We start from the raw sequence: 24305 nt of genomic DNA on the forward strand, positions 1-24305 counted from the left end.
AGTGGCCACGTGGGTAGCCTTCCCCCGTCGCGGTATCTGCTCCGCGCCAAAGATCTGATCGACGCGCAGTACGCCGGCGAACTGACCGTCGATCAGATGGCTGCGGCCGCGATGTTGTCGCGTGCGCATTTCAGCCGCGCTTTCACGCGTGCTTTCGGTGAAACGCCGCATGCCTATCTGCAGACGCGTCGGCTCGAACGTGCCGCGGCCCTGCTGCGTAACACCGACTATTCGGTGGCAGATGTATGTGTGGCCGTCGGTTTGCGCAGTGTCGGGTCTTTCACGACGAGCTTCAAGCGGACCTACGGGCTCACGCCGGCCCGTTATCGGGCCAGTCTGCCCGCCGCAGCCGACCGAGCGATGGTGCCCGCGTGCGTGGTTCGTACGTTCAGTCGTCCAGCGCCCGACAGTCGGCTGTAGCAACCGAATCCTGGGGATCGGGCGAGTCGACGAACAGCACGCGGGGAGAAGACTCGACCGGCAACGCGGAGTTAGCGTCGACCGTGTTGATACCACTCGAGCACAGGAGTTCATCATGAGAATCGCCGGAGCGCAGATCTGGGTTCACGATCAAGACATTGCGCTGAAGTTCTACACCGAGCAGTTGGGCATGGAGGTGCGGTCCGACGCGACCATGCCGGAGTTGGGTGGATTCCGTTGGCTGACCGTGGCGCCGCCCGGGCAAGACGATGTGACCGTCATTCTGATGGCCATCCCGGCACCACCGATGGTGAGCGAGTCCACGCACGACGAGATCCTCTCGCTCGTCACCAAGGGTTTCGCCGGCACGGTATTTCTCACCACTGACGATTGTCGGTCGGAATACGAGAAGCTCACAGCCCGCGGGGTCGAGTTCACCGAGGTACCCGAGCAAAGGCCATATGGGATCGACGCGGGGTTCAGAGACCCATCCGGGAACAGTATCCGGTTGACCCAGCCGACCGAGGCCTACGCGACATAGGCGGCCTGTGGCGCATCAGGTCTCGACGTCGCCGACCAGTTCGGACACATGGTCGGGGACGTAGGTCGCCAGTTCGCGAGGAGGTCGTTGATAGGTTCCGGTGTCGATCGGCTTCTCGGGCAAGTCGACTTTCGGTTTCTTCACCTCGTGATAGTCGATCGTGGACAGCAGATGCGACATCATGTTCAGGCGAGCGTGCTTCTTGACGTCCGATTCGACCACATACCAGGGACTGTTCGGGGTGTCTGTGTGCACCATCATCTCGTCCTTCGCGCGAGAATAATCCTCCCAGCGGTACACCGATTCCAGGTCCATTGGACTCAGCTTCCATTGCCGCACAGGATCATTGAGTCGTGACCGGAAACGTCGGAGTTGCTCGTCGTCGGACACCGAGAACCAGTACTTTCGAAGGATGATCCCGTCGTCGAGGAGCATCTGTTCGAAGATGGGGGTCTGACGCAGGAACAGGGAGTGCTCTGTGGGTGTGCAGAAGCCCATCACTTTTTCCACGCCCGCCCGGTTGTACCAGGATCGGTCGAAGATGGTGATCTCGCCGGGCGCCGGCAGGTGGGCGATGTATCGCTGGTAGTACCACTGGCCGCGCTCGCGGTCGGTGGGTGCGGGCAATGCGGTCACACGGACAACTCGGGGCGACAGATATTCGGTGATGCGCTTGATCGTTCCGCCCTTGCCGGCTGCGTCACGGCCCTCGAAGATCACGACGACCCGGGTACCGGTGTCCTTCACCCACTCTTGCAACTTCACGAACTCGGATTGCAGGCGGAAAAGTTCGGCCTCGTAGACATCTTTGGGGATCTTCTGGGCCTTGCTCTTCTTACCGCTGTCCTTCTTTCCCATGGAGGGAGCCTACTGGGTTGCAAGCGCATCGTCAGCGATTGTGAACCACCGGGCTGAACGATCCGCCTCAGGCCTTGTTGCCGGACAACGCGAGCGTGCCGCCCAATCCGATCATCATCAATCCACCGGTTGCGCTCAACTGTGCCTGCCGCGGGGGTGAATCGGTGAACCATGAGCGGGTGACCGATGCGACCATCGCCCACGCGCTGTCGCAGATCAACCCGATCACCGCATCCACGCGGGCGCCGATCCCGGCGATGAAGTGACGACGAGGCGCGGGAATCTTCCGAGCCTTGATGTGGTTGCCCACGTGACCGCGAAGGAAGAAGGACACCTCGATGCCCATATCAGAATCGTCGGCCGTGGAACTCGGCCTGGACACATTCGGCGATCGAACTGCCGGCCCGGATGGTGAGCCACTCTCGTATGACCAGGTCATCCGTGATGTGGTCGCAGAAGGGGTTCTCGCCGACAGTGTGGGCTTGGACTTCTTCGGTGTCGGTGAGCATCACCGCGAGGATTTTGCCGTCTCAGCGCCTGAGGTGGTCCTGGCCGCGATTGCGGCACAGACAGATTCCATCCGTCTGGGAACCGCCGTGACCGTACTGAGCTCAGATGATCCGATCCGCGTGTACCAGCGCTTCGCTACTCTCGACGCGATCTCGGGTGGCCGCGCGGAGGTCATCCTGGGGCGCGGCTCGTTCACCGAATCGTTCCCGTTGTTCGGCTACGACCTAGCGCAGTACGAGGAGCTGTTCTCCGAGAAACTGGACCTGTTCGCCGAGCTGCGATCAGAGGGCCCGATCACCTGGACTGGTGGCCACCGGGCGCCCTTGACCGGCCAGGAGGTGTTCCCGAAAACCGCGAAGGGTGGGTTGACCACATGGATCGGTGTCGGTGGCTCGCCGGAGTCGGTGGTACGCGCGGCGCGATACGGAATTCCGTTGGTGCTGGCCATCATCGGCGGTGAACCGGCCCGGTTCGAACCGTTCGTCGACCTCTACCATCGCGCGCTGACCGAGTTCGGGCATGCCGAGCTGCCGGTGGCAATGCACTCGCCGGGTCATGTCTCCGACAGTGACGAACAGGCCCGTGAAGAACTGTGGCCCCACTACCGCGATCAGATGAACCGGATCGGCCGGGAACGAGGATGGCCGGCGACGACACGCGGTCAGTTCGAACAGGCGGCAGGCCCGGACGGTTCGTTGTATGTGGGTTCCCCGGACACCGTTGCTGCGAAGATCATTCAGAATGTGCGGGCACTGAAGGTCACCCGTTTCGACATGAAGTACGGCAACGGCACCCTGTCCCATGAAGCCAAGATGCGAAGCATCGAACTGTACGGGGAGAAGGTCGCCCCGATTGTTCGCGAGGCCTTGTCCGATCAGAGGTAAAGTCCCGCGGTGTGAGCGTCGCGAGCAGTGCGGCGCACCGTAGGAGGCAAGACGTGGCGAGCAGTTCCGGCCCCGTATCGGTCACGTACCGAACCGAGTACCGCAGTACGACTCACGAACGGCTCGCAACAGCTGCGAGCGCGCTCGTGATCGCCTCGCTGCTGGAGTTGGTCGCACTGACGATCGTTGATGCCCCGCCCATGACAACCGGTCTCATCGTATTCGTGACATTGGGGCTGGGCCTGCTGCTGGCGGCGGTGGGCCGCATCCGTGACCTGCCGGCCGTGACGATCACCGTGGACGATGAGATGGTTCACTTCGGCAACGCCGACTCCGCGCTGCACTCCTTTCCGCTCGACTCGCTGCTGTCGGTCAAACAGAGTTCGGAGCTGGCAACCGACACATCTGTCAGCCGGTCGTCGCGCGCTGATCAGTTCCACGTCCGAGGCTGCCGGTACCTGCGTCTGCGGTTCGCGAGCAACCCGGATCAGGAGTGGCAGGTCGCGGCGATCGAGTCGGACCCGGCCGCGGCGGAGGTGATCGCCCGCCTCCGCGCCCATCAGCCTGCCAAGCGCATGGTCAGGGTGGGAAAGGCCACCGGGGGCCTCGCCAAACCCGCAGCGGCAGAGCCGGGTTATCAACCTGCACAGCCCCCGCCTGGCCGGTTGATCCCGCGCATCGCGAACGCCGACAGCGAGGAAGCCGCACAACGGTTGTGGCAGGCGGCAATCAAACAGCACGATGATGTGCTCGCGGACTACGCCCAGTACGAACTCGAGCCCGAACTGCTCATCCGGTTCCCGGCCGTCACCGACGTGTCGGTCGACACCGTGGAGATCTTCCACACGACGTTGAACCGCGCCCAAGAGCTGCGCACCGATACGTTCCCGGTCAACATCGACCGTGCCGACGAGTATCAGCAGGCGGTCATCGACCTGCGTAAGGCGTGGGTCGAATGTGAGAAGTATGGGCGCGCGGTGGGTACCGGTTTACTCGAGGTGAACGACCAGAAAGAACTCACGGTTGCGTTGTCGCTGCTGGAGAATGCGCGAAACGTCCAGGGCGAGCAGCAGGCCGAGTACCTGAACCAGATCAAACAGATCGTCACCGACCTGACCGACCGCGGCAGTCTTCATCCGCAACCGCAGGCGATGGAGGAAATCGATGCGGGACGGCGAAAGGCGCTGGAGGCGGAATAGCCCAGGCGGTCATTGAGACTCGAGAAAGACTCCCTGGAAAGAGTAGTAGTCAGTGACGGCTTGCGGGCGCATCGCGATCATGATGACGGTCTGGTAATCGTCCCGCGCGTACTCGTACGAGGTCTGTATATCGACTGCATCGCGATCAAATATGTCAACGCCGTGTCGGCGCATGTAGTCCTCGCGCACAGTCTTGAAGGTTGCACTCGATATGTCGCGGAAAGCCACCGAGCCTGCTGGCAATCGCCCATTCGTGTTCTTGCCGGTAACCAGGAGCTGCGGGAACGATCCGGGTGCCTGGACCACGCGTGCGTCGACGTTCCTATCGGTGATGTCGATGAGGAGGCCGCCCGAGTTCTGGATATCTCCCGCTCTGACAGTCGGGGTGCTCGGTAGATTCCCCCGGATCTCAAAGCGGTTGACGATCGGCTGGTCGATTGGGATACCGAACAAGTTCATTGCTTCTCGCGCGAGCGTGAACGAGGTCTCGAAATCGCCGGGCTGGTACCAGGTAGCAACGGCGCCATCGGTGTTTGCCTGGATGGAGGCCGTCTGGTTTGGGGCGTCTTCATCCACTTCGTGGAACGTCCCTGTGGCCAAGACCGGCTGGTCGTCCTCCGACCGTGCGATGGTCATCGATTCGAATGCTCGTACGTCCTCGGGGAGTGCAGCTTTCATCTGATCCACGATCGCGGTGAAACTCATCCCCGAGATGTCGTCGGTGCGAAAGGTACGTCCACTCCTGAGAGGAGTCGTCGACCGGGAAGCTCTTCCCCAGTCGCCGCTGGATTCGGAGTAGTTCAAATTAATGCTCTCACCCGTTTGGCTGTCGAGGAGGGAGATGTTGTCGCTGCCGTAACTTCCCAGACTCAGACTCAGGATGTTGGTTGCGGCCGATGGTTCCAAGGTGCCGATTTTGGCCAGCATCCCGTCCACGCGCTCTTGGGCACTTCGCTTCGATCCATCGCTGTCGCCGTCCGCTGTCGTACCGAACCCAGGATCCGGCAGCGATACCGAGATGTGCCAACCTTCGCCGACACCGACGAACAGTGCTATCGCCACGAGGAGGGTGATCAGAGGTTGCAGCAGCGTGGACTTCGGCGGGTGATTACTGAACTCTGTGGCCTTACCTGGCGCGATACCCGCGTCGTAGGACAGCGAGCTGTCGGGACGAGGCGGGATCAAAGCAGAGGGAAGGGTGGTCTCGGCGTCCTGCAGGACGGTTGCGGCGACGGGCTTGGGCATAGCCGTGAGCCACCGCGCGCGATAGTCGGTGTCACTGGGCGGTGAGATGGTTGCCGTCACAAGCGTTGGCTGAACATCTGACGCGTCAAGGCTGGATCTGGTCAGTGCCTCGATCGTCACCGGGATTTGTTTGCGGGACTGCCCTGCCTTCAGCATTCCGTCGATCCGGCGGGGACGCGGCGAGATGACGAGCGCAGTGACCACCAACGGAACGCCCACCAAGAGCGCGACGAGCCAGTTGTTGTACGCGCCGAGACCGACCGCGCATCCCAGCACCGCGCCGGCGACCGCTGCGCGAACCGCGAACCTGACTGCCGGCGATCTGGACCGATCGGAACCGCGATCCGAGCTCATTGGCCACCTCCGGGACGGAATCATATTGCTCCCGTGACCAGCGCGAAAGTGGCAGAGTCTGATTGCTCGGGAAGCCTGCCGCGTACGGTATCCCGCGGACGCACTCCGCGTACGGTGGAGCACGGCACTTTTGCAGATGGACGGGAGTACGGCTCGGTGGGAAAGCTCACGAACAACATGTGGCGACTGCTGGGAGCGCAGTCTTCGCGCAACCAGTCGAAGTCTCTGACCTTGATCAAGAAGTCCGGTGACCATGACTCATGGGCGGCGGAGCTGAGCGACGAGAACTTCGCCACCGAGGCGGAGAAGCTCGACATCACCGACCCTGAAGGAGAGGACCGGGCCCGTTTCCTGGCGCTGGTCCGTGAAGCCGGAGATCGGGCGCTGGACATGCGGCCGTTCGACGTACAGCTGCAGGGTGCACTTCGGCTGCTCGAGGGCGACATCATCGAGATGGCCACCGGTGAAGGCAAGACGTTGGCCGGTGCAATCGCCGCGATCGGCTATGTGCTGCAAGGACATCGGGTGCACGTGGTCTCGGTGAACGACTACCTCGCCACTCGTGACGCGGAGTGGATGAAGCCCTTGTTCGACCAGTTTGCCATCTCGTCGTCTGCGGTGTCGGAGAACTCCACGCGCGAGGAACGCAAGGCCGCCTACGACACCGACATCACCTACGGTTCGGTCAACGAGGTCGGTTTCGACGTGCTGCGTGACCAGCTCGCCACCCGAGCGGAAGACCTCGTATCGCCGAAACCGGACGTGGCGATCATCGACGAGGCCGACTCGGTGCTCGTCGACGAAGCGCTGGTGCCGCTGATCCTCGCCGGGGCGACCACCGGCGAAGTGCCCGACAAACCCATCCACGATGCCGTCGGCAAGTTGAAGAAGACGCACTATGAAATCGACGCCGAGGGCAGGAACGTCTACCTGACCGACGAGGGTGCGGCGTTCATCGAACAAGAGCTCGGTGGCATCAACCTGTACGACGAAGAGCATGTGGGTACCACGCTCGTGCACGTCAACGTGGCGATGCACGCACACATCCTGCTCGAACGCGACGTGCACTACATCGTGCGCGACGGGGGAGTCCACCTCATCAACGCCTCGCGGGGGCGAGTCGCCCAGCTGCAGCGATGGCCTGATGGCCTGCAGGCAGCCGTCGAGCTGAAAGAGGGCCTGGCGCAGACCGATTCGGGCGAGGTGATCGACACCATCACCGTTCAGGCGCTGATCGGGCGTTACCCGAAGGTGTGTGGGATGACCGGTACGGCGCTGGCGGCCGGTGAGCAGTTCCGGCAGTTCTATCACCTGGCCGTGTCGCAGATCCCACCCAACACGAAGAACATCCGTGTCGACGAGGTCGACCGGGTCTACGACACGAAGGCCAACAAGGCCGAAGCCGTCGTCGAGTTCGTCAAGGAGATCCACGAAACCGGGCAACCGATCCTGATCGGTACGCACGACGTCGCGGAGTCCGAAGAGCTCGCCCACCTCCTCGGCCGGGCCGGTGTGCAGAGCGTGGTCCTCAACGCCAAGAACGATGCCGAAGAGGCCAAGATCATCGCTGAGGCCGGTGCCAAGAATGCCGTCACCGTGTCGACTCAGATGGCCGGGCGAGGCACCGACATCAAGCTCGGCGGCTCCGCAGGCCAGAAGGACGGCGAATCGACGTCCGAGCGGGACGAAGTGGTCGAACTTGGCGGGCTCTGCGTGGTCGGTACCGGTCGCCACGACACCGAACGACTCGACAACCAGCTGCGCGGCCGGGCTGGGCGACAAGGAGATCCGGGTCGCTCGGTGTTCTTCTCGAGCGTGGAGGATCCGGTTGTCACGCGTAACCTCACCCTCAAACGCGACCCGGTCAGTTCGTCGGAGGACGGGTCGCTGGGCTCCAAGGGCGTCGACCTGATCGAGCAAGCACAACGGGTGGCCGAAGGCGTCATGCTCGAGCTGCATGCGAACACCTGGCGATACAACCAACTGGTGAACCAGCAGCGCGACATCGTGATCGACCGGCGCATGAAACTGCTGACGACCGACACCGCCCTCACAGAGCTGAAGGACCTGGAGAACGATCGGTATCGCGAACTGACCGGAGACGTCCCCGAGCCGGCCGAAACAGCCGATTCGGACAACGCGCCCGATACGGAGTCGGTGGGCGACGAACTTGCTGAGACTGCTGTCAAGTCCGATTCGTCGGTACCGGTCGAGAAAGCCGAACCCGTCCCCGCGGCTGTCCTCGAGCAGGCCGCACGCGAGATCATGCTGTTCCATCTCGATCGAGCATGGGCCGACCATCTTGCATTCGTCTCAGACGTCCGGGCCAGCATCCACCTGCGGTCACTCGGTCGTGAGTCCCCCCTCGACGAGTTCCACAAGCTGATCCTCGACGAGTTCGGCAGATTGCCCGGGGAAGCAGTCGAGAACGCGCGCAAGACATTCCGCGAAGCTGTCATCACTGCTGACGGTGTCGACCTGGAGCAGGCGGACCTGCGCCGCTCGACCACCACATGGACGTACATGGTGCACGACAGCCCGTTCAGCTCCGGTGGTGCAAAGGCGCTACAGGGCATCATCGGCATCTTCCGCTAGCGGTCGGGAGCGGACCTGCGCAAGGTGGCCCGCCGGTTCGGTATCTGGAGTGCCGGGGCCGTTCTTGCCGATGCGGCAAGTTTCCGTGACAGACGGAGCCGTCTGGGCGAGGCTGGCCAAGCAGGCTGTTCGACGTCGCGGATGGCCGGACGAACGGAGGAACCGGCCATGGGGATCACGAGCTCGCCCGGTCGCGTCAGGCGTCGTCGGGACACGCCGCCGCCCCGAACCGGTAGCAGCGAAGTCGAGGTACTCAGAGGATTCCTCGACTACCTGAGAACCTCGATGATCGCGAAGGTGGAAGGCGCTCCCGAACCGCAGGTGCGGGCAGCCGCGGTACCTTCTGGAACCAATTTGCTCGGCCTGCTCAACCATCTCGTTCATGTGGAACGGGCGACATTCCTCGGCGAGACGGTCACCAGGTGGCAGTCGACCTTCACCGCCGAGGCATCGGACAGCGTCGATGACGTAGTTGCCAGGTACCGGCAGGCCGTCGAGTCGGCGAACGATGTCCTCGACGACTGTGCCGATCTCGTCGCGCGTCTGCCACGTTCCGCGCCGGGACGTTCTGCGCCAAGCGTTCGTTGGGCTCTGACCCACATGATCGAGGAGACGGGCCGCCACGCGGGTCACGCCGACATCTTGCGCGAGCTGATCGACGGTCAGACCGGGCGCTGACGACAACGAGCGCAGGCACCGCACGCCGGACAACCGCGAAACGCTGAACCCGGCGGATGTGACAGGGTAGTTCGCATGGAGGAGATCGGCCCGGAACCGGTTGAGGAAACGAATCGGATATTCACCGTTCCGAACTTGCTCAGCGCCGTTCGGCTCGTGATGGTGCCGGTGTTCCTCTGGGTTCTGCTCGCGAAAGAAGCCGACGGCTGGGCGTTCGCGATCTTGTTCTTCGCAGGGCTGTCCGACTGGGCGGACGGCAAGATAGCCCGACTGATGAACCAATCGTCCAGGTTGGGCGCTCTCCTCGATCCCGCGGCCGATCGGCTCTACATGCTGGTCATACCGATCGGCCTGGCGATCCGCGGGATCATCCCGTGGTGGCTGATCGGTGTACTCATCGGCCGCGACGTCCTCTTGCTGGCGAGCGCGCCCCTGCTGCGCAGTCGCGGACTCACAGCCCTGCCCGTCATCTACATCGGTAAGGCAGCGACGTTCGCGCTGATGTACGGGTTCCCGATGATCCTTGCCGGGCAACTCGATTCGGTCATAGGCGACATCTTCTATCCCTGTGGATGGGCCTTCATGATCTGGGGCACGGGCATGTACCTGTGGTCGTTTGTCCTCTACTGGGTACAGGTGTTGCAGGTGATGCGCGCGATGCCGCCCGTGCATCACGCGAAAAGCTCACCAGACAACTCGCCCCGGTGAGATGAACACCGAAGGTGCGCTAAATTCTCCCTTCAACCCCCGAAGCGAATGCTTAACCGGAAGGCGTGACACGTGACCGACAAGCAGACTCCCGACGATCTGCGGTACACCACCGAGCACGAGTGGGTGAAAAAGGTGTCCGATACGACCGTTCGGGTCGGGATCACCGATTACGCGCAGGACCAGCTCGGCGACGTCGTCTTCGTTCAGTTGCCCGCGGTGGACGACGAGGTGGTCGTGGGGGAGTCGTTCGCCGAGGTCGAATCGACGAAGAGCGTGTCGGACATCTTCGGTCCGCTCGCCGGAGTCGTGACCAACGTGAACGACCGGCTCGAAGCGAGTCCTGACCTGGTCAACTCCGAGCCCTACGGCATGGGCTGGTTGGTGGAGATCAACGTCGGTGACGACGCAGATCTCGACGCCGTGTTGGGAGAGATGCTCGATGCGTCCGGATATCGCGAAGTCACTGCCGGATAGGGCAACCCGGTGACAGGTCGGTTTGGGAACTGTATGCAGCAGCTTTATGCATCTGCGGCCGGTGGCAGGGTACGGTCTAGGTCACGGGTAATTCCCCAAACCACTTGATGAGGACGAATCCGGCGTGTGAGCGATCGACCGCCGAAATGCCGTGGAAAGACTTGGCCCCCTTCCGGGCCGCGGGGACAATTACGAAGAAGGAGAATTGGTGAGCGACAACGAGAAGGACATCGAGGCTCCGGTAGAGACCACTTCGGTCTTCCGGGCCGATTTCATCAAAGAGATGGAGTCGACCGGAGGATCCGCCACCGTATCGGCCGACAGCGGCGTCGAGCGGCTCTCCGCAGGCACCGCGCTGCTCGTCGTCAAACGCGGCCCCAACGCCGGTTCTCGTTTTCTGCTCGACCAGGCCACCACATCGGCCGGTCGGCACCCCGACAGCGACATCTTCCTCGACGACGTGACGGTCAGTCGCCGTCACGCTGAGTTCCGCTTGGGCGACAACGACTTCCAGGTGGTGGACGTGGGCAGCCTCAACGGCACCTACGTCAACCGCGAACCGGTCGATTCCGCGGTTCTCGCCAACGGCGACGAGGTGCAGATCGGCAAGTTCCGCCTCGTCTTCCTTACCGGCCCCAGTGGTGACGAAGGTTCCTCGAACGCGTGACCTCTCCGTCGGCGGGGCAGCAATCTGAAGGATCGATGTCAATCGGCTCGGTCCTCGATCAGCTGCGCGGCGAATTCCCGGATGTCACCATCTCGAAGATCCGGTTCCTCGAGTCGGAAGGTCTGATCACACCCGAGCGGTCGCCATCGGGTTACCGGCGATTCAGCCGTGCGGACTGCGAGCGGTTGCGGTTCGTGCTGACCGCTCAGCGCGATCGTTACCTTCCGCTCAAGGTGATCAAAGAACAACTCGACGAGATCGACCGTGGCGCTCAGTCCGACTCACAGGCCGGGCCCCGACTGCTGTCTTCCGCGAAGAACTGGGTGGCGCCGGCGACGGACTTCTCGCAGGGCGGGGGTGGCCGGCTCAGCCGTGACACCCTCCTCGAGCGCACCGGGGTCGACTCGGCTTTTGTGACCGAACTGTGCGACAACGGTCTGCTCGTGCCGGGTCCTCGCGGTTTCTTCGATGAGGATGCGGTGAGGCTGGTCGCTGCTGCTGCGGCCCTCGCGAACTTCGGTCTTCAGGCGCGGCACCTGCGGGCATTCAAGGTCTCGGCGGAACGCGAAGCGGGTCTGGTCGCGCAGATCGCCGGGCCGATCGCCAAGGGCAAGGGCACCGGGGCCCGCGACCGGGCCGAGGAGATGGTGCGAGAGATCGCCGCCCTGTCGGTGACCCTGCACACCCAGTTGGTCAAGCAGGCCGTCCGCGAAGTGCTCGACTGAAGCCACTCTTGGCTTTCTCGGTCGTCGCACGGGCTCACTTGCCATAGGATTGATGGCGGTGCAGCATTCGCCCACACAAGCGTTGGGAGGGCCGATCGCATGAGTGAAATGCGCGTTGTAGGTATCCGGGTCGAACCGCCGCAGAGCCAGCCGGTCCTGCTCCTGCAGGAGACCAGTGGTGAGCGCTTCCTGCCCATCTGGATCGGGCAGAGTGAAGCGGCCTCGATTGCCTTGCGACAGAAGGGTATCGAGCCGCCCCGACCGCTGACGCACGACTTGATCGTCAACCTGATCAATGCGCTCGGTCATGAACTCGTCGAAGTCCGCATCGTCGACATGCAAGAGGGCACCTTCTACGCAGACCTGGTGTTCGCCGGGGATCTGCGCATCTCCGCCCGGCCGTCCGATTCCATCGCGATCGCGATGCGGGCAGAGGTGCCGATCTACGCCGAGGAGTCCGTACTCGCCGAAGCCGGGTTGCTGATGCCCGATGACGACAGCGACGACGCCGACGACGAATCGGCAGGCGAGGTCAAGGAGGACGAGGTGGAGAAGTTCAAGGAGTTCCTCGACTCGGTGTCTCCGGACGATTTCAAGGCCACCGGAGGCGCGTGAGCCTTCCGTTCCGACGGTGATGCAGCCGGCTTGGATCACAGAACGGAAACCGTGGGGTCACGAATCGTCTAAAGCTCGAGTTTAGGTTCAGGGTTAGGGCGAGTCGCGTTGATCGGCGCCCCTCCTGGACCTACGGTCATTCCAGGCCGTGAAAATTGCGGTGATGTGATTTTGACCAGTCAGAGCGCGTAAACTTGGGCCCGTCGGCGCCAAGACGTCGCTCGGACGGTCACCGACAGAGCACGCGAGGAGATCCCAGTGGGCGATCAGCCACACGACGGTGAAACTGCCCATGTGGGGGAGACTGCCCAAGGGGAGAATGCCCACCGGATCGACCGACCGTCGCAGGGGTCGCTGGACGACATCATCCCGGGACTGTTCCCCAACGACACCGTGCCCGACGAACTCGTCGGCTACCGAGTGCCCAGCGCGTGCCAGATCGCGGGTATCACCTACCGCCAGCTCGACTACTGGGCCCGCACCTCATTGGTCGTTCCGTCCATCCGAGGCGCCGCAGGCTCCGGCAGCCAGCGGCTCTATTCCTTCAAGGACATCCTGGTCCTGAAGATCGTCAAGCGACTTCTGGACACGGGCATCTCGCTGCAGAACATCCGCGTGGCCGTCGATCACCTCCGCAAGCGCGGGGTTGAAGACTTGGCCCGCATCACCCTGTTCTCCGACGGGACCACGGTGTACGAGTGCACGTCCGCCGAAGAAGTCGTCGACCTCCTACAGGGTGGTCAGGGTGTTTTCGGCATCGCGGTCAGCGGCGCCATGCGTGAACTGAGCGGAACCATCGCCGACTTCCCGGCCGAGCGTGCCGACGGCGGTGTTACCGAAGCCGCTCCCGAGGACGAGCTGGCCTCGCGCCGCAAGAGCCGGGCTCGCCGCACCGGCTAGAACATCGCCCCTCCGGCAATCTCTGCCCACCTCGGTCTAGACTGAACGCGCGTCGCAGCGACCCGGGAGAGCGTCACAGCAGTGTGACCGCCGAAGGAGCAACACCTCTCCGTCAAACTCTCAGGCACCCAGGACCGTGTCGTCGTCGGCGTCTCTGGAGAGTGGCGGCATCAGCCGTCCGCCCATGGTGAAAGGCCGCATTCCCTGCGGCTGAATCTCTCAGGCGTCCACCGGTCCCTCGGGCAGTGTGGATAGGACAGAGGGGGAGGACCGGCGTCCGGCTTCGGTCGGCACAACCTGTGGTCGCCCCGTCGGTGACCGCTGCGGAGGTCCCACCATGACCGGCTCTTCCTTCACTCATCGCCACATCGGTCCTGACAACAGCGAGCTCGGCCGAATCCTCTCGCTCATCGGCGCCGACTCGCTCGACGACCTGGCCCGGCAAGTGGTGCCTGCAGGCATTCTCGACGGCCCGCAGGACAACGGTCTAGAAGCACTGCCGCCTGCGGCATCCGAACACGAAGTGCTCGCCGAACTCGCCGCACTCGCAGCCGAGAACACCGTCGCGACGTCGATGATCGGCCTCGGCTACTACGACACGCTCACCCCGCCTGTCCTTGTCCGCAACATCCTCGAGAACCCGGCGTGGTACACCGCCTACACCCCTTACCAGCCCGAGATCAGTCAAGGCCGCCTCGAAGCCCTGCTCAACTTCCAGACGATGGTGTCGGACCTGACCGGCATGGAAGTGGCCAACGCGTCGATGCTCGACGAATCGACTGCGGCCGCCGAGGCCATGACCTTGCTGCGCCGGGCCGGCAAGAGCAAGTCGCCCCGATTTGTCGTCGACAGCGACGTCTTCCCGCAGACGGCAGCGGTGATCGCCACCCGCGCAGAACCGCTGGGGATCGAGATCGTCACCACCGACCTCGCCGAGGGACTTCCCGACGGAGACTTCTTCGGCGTCCTCCTGCAGACCCCGGCAGCGTCGGGCCGCGTCATCGACTGCACGCCGCTCATCGAGGCGGCACACGAGCGCGGTGCGCTGGTCGCCGTCGGCGCCGACCTGCTGGCCCTCACCCTGATCGCTGCGCCCGGCGAACTGGGCGCCGACGTGTGTTTCGGAACCACGCAACGATTCGGGGTGCCCATGGGCTTCGGTGGACCCCATGCCGGTTACCTGGCAGTCCACGCCAAACACGCCCGGCAATTGCCGGGTCGCCTCGTCGGTGTCTCGAAGGACGCCGACGGCAACCTCGCCTACCGGTTGTCGCTGCAGACCCGTGAGCAGCACATCCGGCGGGAGAAGGCGACCAGCAACATCTGCACCGCGCAGGTGCTGCTCGCGATCATCGCCGCGATGTACGCCAGCTACCACGGCGCCGACGGCCTTCGCGCCATCGCGAGCCGGGTGCACGGGCATGCCCGCACACTTGCGGCGGCGCTGCGGTCCGGTGGTGTCGAGGTGGTGCACGACAACTTCTTCGACACCGTGTTGACCTCCGTGCCCGGGCGGGCCGCCGGCGTCGTCGCCGCAGCCAAGGAACGTGGCATCAACCTCCGACTGGTGGACGACGACCATGTCGCGATCGCCTGCGATGAGGCAACCACCGCGGACCACGTGTCCGCGGTCCGCGACGCGTTTGGGGTCGACGCCTCGAACAGCGCCAAGGACTGGCCTGAGATCGACAGTCGCACAAGCGAATACCTGACCCATCCGGCGTTCAACAGGTACCGCACCGAAACCGCGATGATGCGGTACCTGCGGAGTCTTGCCGACAAGGACATCGCACTGGATCGAAGCATGATCCCACTCGGCTCGTGCACGATGAAGTTGAACGCCGCCGCAGAGATGGAAGCCATCACCTGGCCGACCATCTCCCGGCTGCATCCCTTCGCTCCGGCAGGTGACGTACCCGGCATGCGCAAGATCATCGCTTCGCTCGAGGACTGGCTCGTCGCGATCACCGGCTACGACCGGGTCAGCGTCCAGCCCAACGCGGGGTCGCAGGGCGAATACGCCGGGCTGTTGGCCATTCGCGAATACCACCGCAGCCGCGGTGACTCGGACCGCACGGTCTGCCTCATCCCGTCGAGCGCCCACGGGACCAACGCAGCATCCGCGGTCATGGCGGGCATGCGGGTGGTCGTGGTGTCCTGCCGTGACAACGGCGACGTGGACGTCGACGACCTACGCGCCAAGGTGGACGCCAACGCCGCCGATCTGGCAGCGATCATGCTCACCTATCCCTCGACCCACGGTGTCTTCGAGGACGAGGTCGGTGACATCTGCGCCGCGGTGCACGACGCAGGGGGCCAGGTCTACGTCGACGGCGCCAATCTCAACGCTCTGGTGGGAGTGGCTCGGCCGGGGCGCTTCGGTGGAGATGTCAGCCATCTGAACCTGCACAAGACGTTCTGCATCCCGCACGGCGGTGGCGGCCCCGGCGTCGGCCCGATCGGAGTGCGAGAGCACCTCGCGCCATTCCTGCCGGGACATCCACTGGCTGATGAGCTGCCTGGAGATCTCACCATCTCGGGTGCGCCCTACGGCTCGGCGTCGATCCTGCCGATCACCTACGCATACATCCGGATGATGGGAGCCGAGGGCCTGCGGGAGGCAACGCTCACGGCGATCGCCTCCGCCAACTACATCGCTGCCCGGCTGAACGACTCGTACCCTGTGCTGTACACCGGCGCGGGCAACCGGGTGGCGCACGAGTGCATCATCGACCTGCGACCGATCACCAAGAGCACCGGCGTGACAGTGGACGACGTCGCAAAACGTCTGGCCGATTACGGCTTCCACGCTCCGACGATGAGTTTCCCGGTCGCCGGGACGCTGATGATCGAGCCCACCGAGAGCGAGAACCTCGACGAGATCGAGGCATTTTGCGACGCAATGATCTCGATTCGCGCGGAGATCGACAAAGTGGCGGACGGTCAGTGGCCGGCCGACGACAACCCACTGCGAGGTGCTCCGCACACCGCCGAGTGTCTCGTCGGGGACTGGGAGCACAGCTATGACCGACTGGTCGCCGTGTACCCGAACGGACTGCCGTCGGCGGGTGCCCGGGCGAAGGTATGGCCCGCGGTGCGGCGTATCGACGGCGCGTTCGGTGACCGCAATCTGATCTGCAGTTGCCCGCCGATCGAGGCGTTCGCCTGAACCCGGGCGGGGTTCAGCTGCGCCGGGTGAGCACCTCGGTGATCGCGTTCTGTGCCTCGGGCGACGGCATCGGCATGGGTGTCGGCGTCACGGGGAACGTCACGGTCGAGGTTGCCGGCGGCAGCTGACCTGCGCCGCGGAAACCCAGTGAGGTGATGGTCGAGATCTGCTCGGGGTCGTGGACGTAGTCGATGAAGGCGCCGACGGCGTCTCGTTGTGCCGCGTCCACCTGATCACCGGTCATCTCGACCACCGGGAAGTCGGCCATGGGGGTCGGCCCGGACGGGAACAGTGCCACCACAGCAGAGTTGACGTCGTCCTTGGTGATCTCATACAGCTGCTGTTCGGTGATCGGTACGGCATGGATACTGCCTGTCGCGGGATCGGCTTGCTGCTGCAGGGCCCGCACCCCGCTCTCGGACGATCCCAGATCCGTCGCCGGCGCTGAGGCGAGCATCGCGCGGAGCGTCGACGAGACAAGCGGGGAGGCAGCGTCTTCCGGAGACAACGGTCCGCTGGGTGTGCGCGACACCTCGGTGGCGATGGCCTGGGCCGCCAGCATCGTCGCGTCCGATTGCGGGCCTACGGGCATCGCCATCTTCAGTTCGCCCCAGCCGCGGAGTCCGAGATCGTCCATCGCCTTGGCCGAGCGCTGCAGTGTCGGCAACTCGATCCAGCCGACATCGCCGTCCATGGCCTCGGCCGCTGCAGCCGGTATCGCCAAAACCACCGGACTGGTCACGAGTGACGACGGGGATCCGTCGACCACATCCGGCCGAGCCGCGATGAGTTGTGAACTCCACACCGACGACTGCGGAATCCACGCGGCCGGGAATGGGCCCCGCGACGCGGTGTCCCAGTCCCCGGTGAGGCCGTCCAGTGTCACCTTGGCATCGCCTGGGCGAACCTCGATCGTGATGCAACGGTCGCGTTCGGTGGGACGCGTCTTGTTGTACTTGTCCGCGACGGCCTTGAGGGGGACCGCGAGACCGGGGTCGCTCACGATCGATACCGAGAGGTCGCCCTCGACGCAGCGGGCGGCCGCATCCTTGCCCTGTTCGTTGATCCGGTCGCCCAACAGAACCCATAGGAATCCGAGCGCGACGACGACGACCACTGCGATTGCCAGTACAAGAAGGCCACGGCTGACACCGCGTCTGCCACCGGCCCTGCGATGCTCGCCCACGCACACCTCAATCCACGAAGTTCATGTCCACCGCAACCTACAGCCTCGGCGACTGGGTGGTCACAGCTCCACCGGGTCGCCGACTGACTTGTGCTGCGCAGTCTATGCGGTCGTATCTCCTGGTGGTGGAGCCGCCTGTGCCGACGGGATCGGCACGAACCCAGGTCAGGACAGTGCGACGGTGCAGACGACCTTTTTGCGTTCGTCGTAGGTGTAGTAGGTCTCTGTCTCTGCGGGGCAGTCGGTCTCGTCCACGGTGTTGGGCAGGACCGCGAGGATGCGCTCGCCGGTGGAACCGGTACAGGGCACCTGAACGGTGCTGTCCGACGCGGTGCCCATCTCGAAGCATTTGCCGACAACCCAGTCGATGTCGAGGCACAGGACCCCGGTCGTGGACCCGTTCAATTCCTCGTAGTACGTCTGATCGACGTCGGACGGGCAGCTGTTCTCATCGGCGACCTTCGCCACGACTGTGTAGTGGGAGTCGACGGCACCGCAGGTTGCCGGGGCGATCTTCGCGTCGAGCATCGTGCCGGTGAGGTTCACGCAGTCACCGACCTCGGCGTCGATCTCGGTGATCTCACCGCTGTCCTCCGATGTGGTGGTGGAGGGGGTCTGGGACCTCTCCGAAGGATCTGCAGTGGACGCAACCGCAGAACTAGAAGCAGTTGTGGCCGTGCCGGTCTCGTCGCTGGTGCAGCCGACGACTGCAAAGAAGAGGGCGGCCGCGGCAACGGCGAACAGGGCGAACTTACGGACGTCAGAAAGCACGGTGCTCGACCTTCGGTGAGAAATGCCTTGTGGCCCGAGCACAGTGCTCGGGCCACAAGGAAATTATCAGACGACGACGCCCTGCGCCGCGCTTCGGAGGTCAGGCGTTGGCGGCCTTGAACTCGCGCCGACGCCGGTGCAGGATCGGCTCGGTGTAGCCGTTGGGTTGCCGGCCGCCTTCGAGGATGAGTTCTCTGGCGGCCTGGAAGGCGATGGATGCCTCGAAGTCGGCGGCCATCGGCCGGTAGGTCGGGTCGCCGGCGTTCTGCTTGTCGACCACCGGTGCCATCCGCTCGAGAGCTGCGACGACGTCTGCTTCGGACACGATGCCGTGGCGGAGCCAGTTGGCCAGTAGCTGGCTCGAGATCCGAAGTGTCGCTCGGTCTTCCATCAGTGCGACGTCGTGGATGTCGGGCACCTTCGAGCAGCCGACACCGTGGTCGATCCACCGCACCACGTAACCGAGGATGGACTGGCAGTTGTTGTCGAGTTCTTCACGCTTTTCCTCGTCGCTCCAGTCGGTGCGGGGAGCGAGGGGGATGGTGAGGATGTCCTCGACCGACGCCGGATCGCGTTTGGCGATCTCGTTCTGGCGTTCGAACACGTCGATCTGGTGGTAGTGCAGCGCGTGCAGGGTCGCGGCGGTGGGCGAGGGCACCCATGCGGTGTTCGCGCCGGCCTTGGGGTGACCGATCTTCTGCTCGAGCATGTCGGCCATCAGGTCGGGCATGGCCCACATCCCCTTACCGATCTGCGCTTTGTGCTGCAGGCCCGCGTGCAGGCCGGTGTCGACGTTGAAGTCCTCGTAGGCCTTGATCCAGGTCTGCGCCTTCATCTCTGCCTTGCGGACGACGGCTCCGGCTTCCATCGAGGTGTGGATTTCGTCGCCGGTGCGGTCGAGGAAGCCGGTGTTGATGAACACAACGCGGTCGGCAGCTGCTTTGATGCAGGCCTTGAGGTTCACCGTGGTGCGGCGTTCCTCGTCCATGATCCCGACCTTGAGGGTGCCGGTGGGCAACCCCAGGACCTGCTCGACCCGGCCGAACAACTCGACCGTGAAGGCGACCTCGTCCGGGCCGTGCATCTTCGGCTTCACGATGTAGATCGACCCGGTCCGCGAGTTCTGCAGCCCGTCGGCTTTGAGGCCGTGGCTACCGATCAACGAGGTGAACAGCGCATCGAGGATGCCCTCGGGGACCTCGCTGCCGTCGGCAGCGATGATCGCGTCGTTGGTCATCAGGTGACCGACGTTGCGCACGAACAACAGCGACCGCCCGTGCAGGGTCAATTCCGACCCGTCAGGGGCGGTGTAGGTGCGGTCGGGATTGAGCACGCGGGTGAAGGTTTTACCGCCCTTGGTGACCTCTTCGGCCAGGTCGCCCTTGTTCAGGCCGAGCCAGTTGCGGTAACCGGTGACCTTGTCCTCGGCATCGACAGCGGCGACCGAATCCTCGAAGTCCATGATCGTGGTGACGGCGGACTCGACCAGCACATCTTTGACCCCGGCCGGGTCTGTCGATCCGATGGGCGAGTCGGCGTCGATCTGGATTTCCAGATGAAGCCCGTTGTGGCGCACCAGGATCCCGCTGGGAGCAGCTGCGTCACCGGAGTATCCGGCGAATGCGGCGGGATCGGCGAAGCCGGTGGCCGAACCGCCGGAGAGGGTGACCTGCACCTGCTGGTCGACGACGGCGTAACCGGTGGCGTCGGCGTGCTTGCCGGACTCCAGGGGTGCGGCAGTGTCGAGGAAGTCCTTGGCGAACGCGATGACCTTGTCGCCGCGAACCTTGTTGTAAGACTTGCCCTTCTCGGCGCCGTCGGACTCGGGGATGACATCGGTCCCGTACAGCGCGTCGTAGAGCGATCCCCAACGGGCGTTCGAAGCATTGAGGGCAAACCTGGCGTTGAGGATGGGCACCACCAGCTGCGGTCCGGCGGTGCTGGTGATCTCGTCATCCACACCTGAGGTGGTGATCTGGAAATCGTCGGGGACCGGGGCGAGGTAACCGATGTCGGTCAGGAACGCCTTGTAGGCGTCGGAATCGAACGACGCGGGGTCCGAGACCGGGTTGTCGCGGTGCCACTGGTCGACCTTGGCCTGAAGGTCGTCGCGGATGGCGAGCAGCTCACGGTTGCGTGGGGTGAGGTCGGTGATGACCGCCGCAGCACTTGCCCAGAACGCATCCTGGTCTACGCCGGTGCCGGGCAACGCCTCGTTGTTGATGAAGTCGTAAAGAACGGACGCAACCTGCAAGCCGCCGTCGACGGTGACGCGCTGAGCCATAACCGGCCTCACTTTCTTTCGATCCAGGTCAATTTCGACCTCTATGTTACTCATGGGTAGGGAGGGGCTCCTGGCCGGTCAGCAGCGCACTGCATCGGTCGATGAGCCGGGCACGGACAATCTGGGCGTGATGGGTCAGGACCGACTGTGCCCGGACATATTCGCCACGACCGGCGGCCTCTTCGATTGCGATGGGTTCGAATCCGAACGCCGTCAGGTCATAGGGACTTGCCCGCATGTCGAGCTCGCGGAAGCGCAGTGCCATCTCGAATGCGTCCACCACGAGCTCGGAAGGTATCAGCGGCGACAGCTTGAACGCCCACTTGTACAGATCCATTCCGGCATGGATGCACCCCGGTTGTTCTGCGTCTTGTTGAGTCGTCCGGTCGAGCACCGTCAGGTTCAGTGGCCGAGCAGGTTCGGTGAAGAAGCGGTACGCGTCGTAGTGGGTGCATCGAAGCGGCATGGACCGGACCACTGCGTCGGTGTCGGCGGATGACAGACGCAGAGGAACGCCCGCGTGCCTGATCTGCTCGGAAGGGGCGGCGTACACCATCGCCCACTCATGCAGACCGAAACAGTTCAGCCGAGCGGGGCGTTCGCGGGTCGCCGACAGCAGGTCATGCACGTACTCGACGGTCTCGCGTCGCTTGGCGAGGTGGCGTGGATCCACGGTGACCACCCCGTTGACCTCTGCGTATCCGGAGTAGTCGAGGTAGGGGCGAGCGGCGGAACCGCTGATCGGGTGGCCGAAACGGGGGTGCCAGCGGCGCAATTGAGCGGGGCGATAGCTGTAGTAGGTGAACAAGAATCCCCACACGGGATGAACGACCTCGCCCCTGGTGACGTCGTGCAGTCGTGCCGGGTGCCGGCTCAGGAGACAGTCGACCCGTTCCCGATGTGCCTGTGCGGCGGCCTGCCAGTCCTGGGCGACAGGGGATTGGACGGCCACAAACCCACTCACACGCGGTGCGTTTCGTCGCGCACCGTTCCCACGAACTCCTCGACGAGATCCTCCAGGGCAACCACCGCAACCGTGCGGCCGTTGTCGTCGACCACGGCGGCGAGATGTGAGCTGGTGCGCCGCATGGCCGAGGTGGCCTCGTCGAGCGCTGTGCGGTCCGCCAGGACCGGGAGGGGATGGATTTTGTCGACACCGATGATGCTGTCGGGACCCACCGATTCGTCGAGGATCTCGTCGAGGACATCCTTGAGGTGAAGGTAACCGGTGTAGGTGCCGTCGGTGCCGCGCACCGGGTAACGCGAGAAGCCGGTGTCGGTGACTGCTTGCTCGATCGAGCCGAGAGTCGGCCCGACCCGGCCGGTCTCGACATCCTTGGTCACCTGCACACTGCGCAGTTCGCTGAGCGGGATCGCCACTTCGAGTACCGTCCGACCAGAAGTCTGGAGTGCACGCGTGAGCCGGTCGTGCTCTTCTTCGTCGATGAGGCCTTCTTGGCGCGACTCGCCCAACATCTGCGACAGCTCGTTGGCCGAGACCGTCGCGTCCAGCTCGTCTTTCGGCTCCACCCGCATGATGCGCAGCGAGACGTTCGCCGACCAGTTGTAGAACGCGATCAGCGGTCGGGCGATCTTGATGAACAGCAGGTGCACCGGCACCAGGAGCATCGCCGAACGTTCGGGGCCGGCAAGCGCGATGTTCTTGGGGACCATCTCGCCGAGGAGGATGTGCAGTACGACCACCAGCGACAACGCGAGCGCGAAGGCGATCGGGTGCAGAAGGCCGTGCGGTACGTGGACGAGTTCCAATGGCTTTTCGATGAGGTGCGCGATCGCCGGTTCACCGACCCGTCCGAGCAGGATCGAACAGATCGTGATGCCCAGCTGGGCTGCGGCCAACATCAGCGACAGATGTTCGCCTGCCTCGATGACCGTGCGCGCCCGGCGCTTGCCTTGTTCCTCGAGTGCCTCGAGGCGGTCACGACGAGCAGAGATCAGTGAGAACTCGGCGGCGACGAAAAAGGCGTTACCGCCCAAGAGGAACACCGTCAGGACAACACCGAAGAGATCACCCATCGGAATGCTCCACATCTGACCCGGACAGCGGCGTCAACGCGACGACGTCGATCCGGCGACCTTCCATCCGGACCACGCGTGCCTGCCACCGTTGGTCCGACTCCGTCAGCGACGAATCCTCGTCGTCCTCGGAAGCAGTTGTACGGACGGGGAGATCGATCACGTCACCTTCTCTGGCGATGCGGCCGAGCTGGAACATCAACAGCCCGCCCAGGGTGTCGTATTGGCCGTCCGGTGCCCGGTATCCGATCGCATCCAGCAACTCGTCGATACGAAGCAGTCCGTTGCAGATGTATCCGTCCCCATCGCGTTGGACGTCGGCTTGCTCGTCGTCGTGTTCGTCGGTGACGTCGCCGACGATCTCTTCGATCAGGTCTTCGGTGGTGACGATGCCGGCTGTGCCGCCGTACTCATCGACGACCACGGCCACTTGGAATCCGTCTGCCCGGATCTGCTGCATCAGCGCGTCACCGTCGAGACTCGCCGGAACCACGGGGACGTCCCGCGCGAGTGTGCCCAGTTGCGTGGTGGCGCGCGCGGTCAGAGGGACGGTGAACGCCTGCTTGATGTGGACGATGCCGATGATGTTGTCGAGGTCGCCACCATCGAGGATCGGGAATCGGGAGTAGCCGGTTCGGGATGAGGCGAGGATCAGGTCGCGAACGGTGTCGTGGATGTCGAGCGACTCCACGGTCACCCGCGGGGTCATCAGTTCCTCGGCCGTACGCTCGCCGAACTGCAGGGAGCGGTCGACGAGAGCAGCGGTGCCGGGGTCCAGGGCGCCTTGCCGGGCCGAATTGCGAACGAGGCTGCCGAGTTCCTGGGGGGAACGCGCCGACCGTAGTTCCTCGGCGGGCTCGACGCCGAGGCGCCTGACCACCCAGTTCGCGGTGCCGTTGAGAGCGTTGATCAGCCACCGGAAGGTTGCCGAGAACAGACTCATCGGGCCGGCGGTGGCCCGGGCGGTGGGCAGTGGCTTGGAGATCGCCAGGTTCTTCGGGATCAACTCACCCAGGACCATCGACAACGACGTGGCGATGACAAGGGCGAGGATGAGTGAGACGGCCGTTGTCGCGCCGTCCGGGAGCCCTACCGCTTCGAAGGCCGGCTCGAAGAGCTGGGCCAGGACCGGCTCGGCGATGTAACCGGTGACCAGCGTGGTGATCGTGATGCCGAGTTGGGCACCGGACAGCTGAAACGAGAGCGACCGGTGGGCCTTGCTGACCTGCCGTGACCGCAGGTCACCCCGAGTCCGTACGTCGTTTTCGACCGTGGACCGTTCGAGAGCGGTCAGGGAGAACTCGGCCGCGACGAACAGGGCCGTTCCCAAAGTCAGTGCGATGAAGCCGAGAAGGCTGCCGGCCAGGATGAGCGCTTGCATCAACGATCACCACGGCCGTCTGTGGGTTCCGATGACGCAGCGAGGCGGAATTCGCACGACGACGTTCGAGACAAGAGAACTTCGCTCCGCTCCCGGTGGAG

22 protein-coding genes and 1 riboswitch are annotated in these 24305 nt (G+C 64.1%); of the genes, 13 read left to right on the top strand and 9 right to left on the bottom strand.

Going from position 1 to position 24305, the window contains the following annotated elements:
- Positions 1-9 precede the first annotated feature (9 nt).
- Entirely contained in the window at positions 10-420 is a 411-nt protein-coding gene (locus CSW57_RS07080) for a helix-turn-helix domain-containing protein (protein WP_099382162.1), read from the top strand.
- 112 nt (positions 421-532) lie between these two features.
- Positions 533-961, top strand: coding sequence for a VOC family protein (locus CSW57_RS07085; RefSeq protein WP_099382433.1), 429 nt, complete (start codon positions 533-535; stop codon positions 959-961).
- Positions 962-976: 15 nt separating this feature from the next.
- Here the strand turns inward: CSW57_RS07085 and ppk2 are convergent, their stop codons facing one another.
- Positions 977-1819, bottom strand: coding sequence for a polyphosphate kinase 2 (gene ppk2, locus CSW57_RS07090; protein ID WP_099382163.1), 843 nt, complete (start codon positions 1817-1819; stop codon positions 977-979).
- Between the two features lie 67 nt (positions 1820-1886).
- Entirely contained in the window at positions 1887-2165 is a 279-nt protein-coding gene (locus CSW57_RS07095; RefSeq protein WP_143696495.1) for a hypothetical protein, read from the bottom strand.
- Between CSW57_RS07095 and CSW57_RS07100 the strand changes: the two genes are divergently transcribed.
- Both CSW57_RS07100 and CSW57_RS07105 read left to right on the top strand, forming a co-directional pair.
- The gene (locus CSW57_RS07100; protein WP_099382165.1) at positions 2158-3213 is read left to right on the top strand and encodes an LLM class flavin-dependent oxidoreductase; all 1056 of its coding nucleotides are present in this window, start codon (positions 2158-2160) and stop codon (positions 3211-3213) included. The two genes, CSW57_RS07095 and CSW57_RS07100, sit on opposite strands and share 8 nt — an antisense overlap.
- 53 nt (positions 3214-3266) lie before the next feature.
- Positions 3267-4412: a hypothetical protein gene (locus tag CSW57_RS07105; protein ID WP_099382166.1), complete on the top strand. Its 1146-nt coding sequence runs from the start codon at positions 3267-3269 to the stop codon at positions 4410-4412.
- A gap of 9 nt (positions 4413-4421) precedes the next feature.
- Here CSW57_RS07105 and CSW57_RS07110 read toward each other — a convergent pair whose 3' ends face one another.
- The gene (locus tag CSW57_RS07110; RefSeq protein ID WP_099382167.1) at positions 4422-6011 is read right to left on the bottom strand and encodes a hypothetical protein; all 1590 of its coding nucleotides are present in this window, start codon (positions 6009-6011) and stop codon (positions 4422-4424) included.
- 156 nt (positions 6012-6167) lie between these two features.
- On the opposite strand from CSW57_RS07110, the gene secA2 reads away from it, so the two are divergent.
- The 9 genes from secA2 to gcvP all read left to right on the top strand — a co-directional run bounded on the left by secA2 (position 6168) and on the right by gcvP (position 16545).
- Positions 6168-8606, top strand: coding sequence for an accessory Sec system translocase SecA2 (gene secA2, locus CSW57_RS07115; protein WP_099382434.1), 2439 nt, complete (start codon positions 6168-6170; stop codon positions 8604-8606).
- A gap of 168 nt (positions 8607-8774) precedes the next feature.
- On the top strand, positions 8775-9284 hold the full coding sequence (locus CSW57_RS07120) for a DinB family protein (RefSeq protein WP_099382435.1): 510 nt from the start codon (positions 8775-8777) through the stop codon (positions 9282-9284).
- A 75-nt stretch (positions 9285-9359) separates the two neighbouring features.
- Positions 9360-9992 (top strand): CDP-alcohol phosphatidyltransferase family protein, encoded by a 633-nt coding sequence (locus CSW57_RS07125; RefSeq protein ID WP_099382168.1) that lies wholly within the window; start codon positions 9360-9362, stop codon positions 9990-9992.
- 72 nt (positions 9993-10064) lie between these two features.
- Complete coding sequence (gcvH, locus tag CSW57_RS07130; RefSeq protein ID WP_062798667.1) at positions 10065-10469, top strand: glycine cleavage system protein GcvH; 405 nt, start codon at positions 10065-10067, stop codon at positions 10467-10469.
- 208 nt (positions 10470-10677) lie between these two features.
- Entirely contained in the window at positions 10678-11136 is a 459-nt protein-coding gene (gene garA / locus CSW57_RS07135) for a glycogen accumulation regulator GarA (RefSeq protein WP_030162599.1), read from the top strand.
- A 35-nt stretch (positions 11137-11171) separates the two neighbouring features.
- On the top strand, positions 11172-11861 hold the full coding sequence (gene ftsR, locus CSW57_RS07140) for a transcriptional regulator FtsR (RefSeq protein WP_099382436.1): 690 nt from the start codon (positions 11172-11174) through the stop codon (positions 11859-11861).
- Positions 11862-11960: 99 nt separating this feature from the next.
- Complete coding sequence (locus CSW57_RS07145) at positions 11961-12476, top strand: bifunctional nuclease family protein (protein ID WP_030162603.1); 516 nt, start codon at positions 11961-11963, stop codon at positions 12474-12476.
- 258 nt (positions 12477-12734) lie between these two features.
- Positions 12735-13376 carry a MerR family transcriptional regulator gene (locus tag CSW57_RS07150; protein ID WP_023958051.1) on the top strand — a complete coding sequence of 214 codons (642 nt, stop codon included), beginning with the start codon at positions 12735-12737 and terminating at the stop codon, positions 13374-13376.
- A gap of 53 nt (positions 13377-13429) precedes the next feature.
- A riboswitch (glycine riboswitch) is annotated at positions 13430-13523 on the top strand.
- 190 nt (positions 13524-13713) lie between these two features.
- Entirely contained in the window at positions 13714-16545 is a 2832-nt protein-coding gene (gene gcvP / locus CSW57_RS07155; RefSeq protein WP_099382169.1) for an aminomethyl-transferring glycine dehydrogenase, read from the top strand.
- Positions 16546-16558: 13 nt separating this feature from the next.
- Here the strand turns inward: gcvP and CSW57_RS07160 are convergent, their stop codons facing one another.
- From CSW57_RS07160 to CSW57_RS07185, 6 genes are all read right to left on the bottom strand, one after another.
- Positions 16559-17731: a substrate-binding domain-containing protein gene (locus CSW57_RS07160; protein ID WP_099382170.1), complete on the bottom strand. Its 1173-nt coding sequence runs from the start codon at positions 17729-17731 to the stop codon at positions 16559-16561.
- A 165-nt stretch (positions 17732-17896) separates the two neighbouring features.
- Positions 17897-18502 carry an LppU family putative lipoprotein gene (gene lppU / locus CSW57_RS07165; protein ID WP_099382171.1) on the bottom strand — a complete coding sequence of 202 codons (606 nt, stop codon included), beginning with the start codon at positions 18500-18502 and terminating at the stop codon, positions 17897-17899.
- A 100-nt stretch (positions 18503-18602) separates the two neighbouring features.
- Positions 18603-20786 (bottom strand): malate synthase G, encoded by a 2184-nt coding sequence (locus CSW57_RS07170; protein WP_099382172.1) that lies wholly within the window; start codon positions 20784-20786, stop codon positions 18603-18605.
- A gap of 46 nt (positions 20787-20832) precedes the next feature.
- Positions 20833-21750: a 3-methyladenine DNA glycosylase gene (locus CSW57_RS07175; protein ID WP_223249101.1), complete on the bottom strand. Its 918-nt coding sequence runs from the start codon at positions 21748-21750 to the stop codon at positions 20833-20835.
- A complete protein-coding gene (locus CSW57_RS07180; RefSeq protein ID WP_099382174.1) occupies positions 21747-22823 on the bottom strand; it encodes a hemolysin family protein in 1077 nt (358 codons plus the stop codon). Before CSW57_RS07180 ends, CSW57_RS07175 begins: the two co-directional genes overlap by 4 nt.
- The gene (locus CSW57_RS07185; protein WP_099382175.1) at positions 22816-24204 is read right to left on the bottom strand and encodes a hemolysin family protein; all 1389 of its coding nucleotides are present in this window, start codon (positions 24202-24204) and stop codon (positions 22816-22818) included. The genes CSW57_RS07180 and CSW57_RS07185 overlap by 8 nt, the downstream gene beginning before the upstream one ends.
- Positions 24205-24305: the final 101 nt, after the last annotated feature.

Source organism: Williamsia muralis (assembly GCF_002735905.1).
Classification (GTDB): domain Bacteria; phylum Actinomycetota; class Actinomycetes; order Mycobacteriales; family Mycobacteriaceae; genus Williamsia; species Williamsia muralis_A.

What these genes read in the sequence shown, in the direction of transcription:
- CSW57_RS07180 (WP_099382174.1), bottom strand. Translation starts at nt 22,823, where the DNA reads ATGGGTGATCTCTTCGGTGTTGTCCTGACGGTGTTCCTCTTGGGCGGT.
- ppk2 (WP_099382163.1), bottom strand. Translation starts at nt 1,819, where the DNA reads ATGGGAAAGAAGGACAGCGGTAAGAAGAGCAAGGCCCAGAAGATCCCC.
- CSW57_RS07095 (WP_143696495.1), bottom strand. Translation starts at nt 2,165, where the DNA reads ATGGGCATCGAGGTGTCCTTCTTCCTTCGCGGTCACGTGGGCAACCAC.
- CSW57_RS07170 (WP_099382172.1), bottom strand. Translation starts at nt 20,786, where the DNA reads ATGGCTCAGCGCGTCACCGTCGACGGCGGCTTGCAGGTTGCGTCCGTT.
- gcvP (WP_099382169.1), top strand. Translation starts at nt 13,714, where the DNA reads ATGACCGGCTCTTCCTTCACTCATCGCCACATCGGTCCTGACAACAGC.
- CSW57_RS07185 (WP_099382175.1), bottom strand. Translation starts at nt 24,204, where the DNA reads ATGCAAGCGCTCATCCTGGCCGGCAGCCTTCTCGGCTTCATCGCACTG.
- CSW57_RS07145 (WP_030162603.1), top strand. Translation starts at nt 11,961, where the DNA reads ATGAGTGAAATGCGCGTTGTAGGTATCCGGGTCGAACCGCCGCAGAGC.
- CSW57_RS07110 (WP_099382167.1), bottom strand. Translation starts at nt 6,011, where the DNA reads ATGAGCTCGGATCGCGGTTCCGATCGGTCCAGATCGCCGGCAGTCAGG.
- CSW57_RS07120 (WP_099382435.1), top strand. Translation starts at nt 8,775, where the DNA reads ATGGGGATCACGAGCTCGCCCGGTCGCGTCAGGCGTCGTCGGGACACG.
- CSW57_RS07100 (WP_099382165.1), top strand. Translation starts at nt 2,158, where the DNA reads ATGCCCATATCAGAATCGTCGGCCGTGGAACTCGGCCTGGACACATTC.
- CSW57_RS07125 (WP_099382168.1), top strand. Translation starts at nt 9,360, where the DNA reads ATGGAGGAGATCGGCCCGGAACCGGTTGAGGAAACGAATCGGATATTC.
- ftsR (WP_099382436.1), top strand. Translation starts at nt 11,172, where the DNA reads ATGTCAATCGGCTCGGTCCTCGATCAGCTGCGCGGCGAATTCCCGGAT.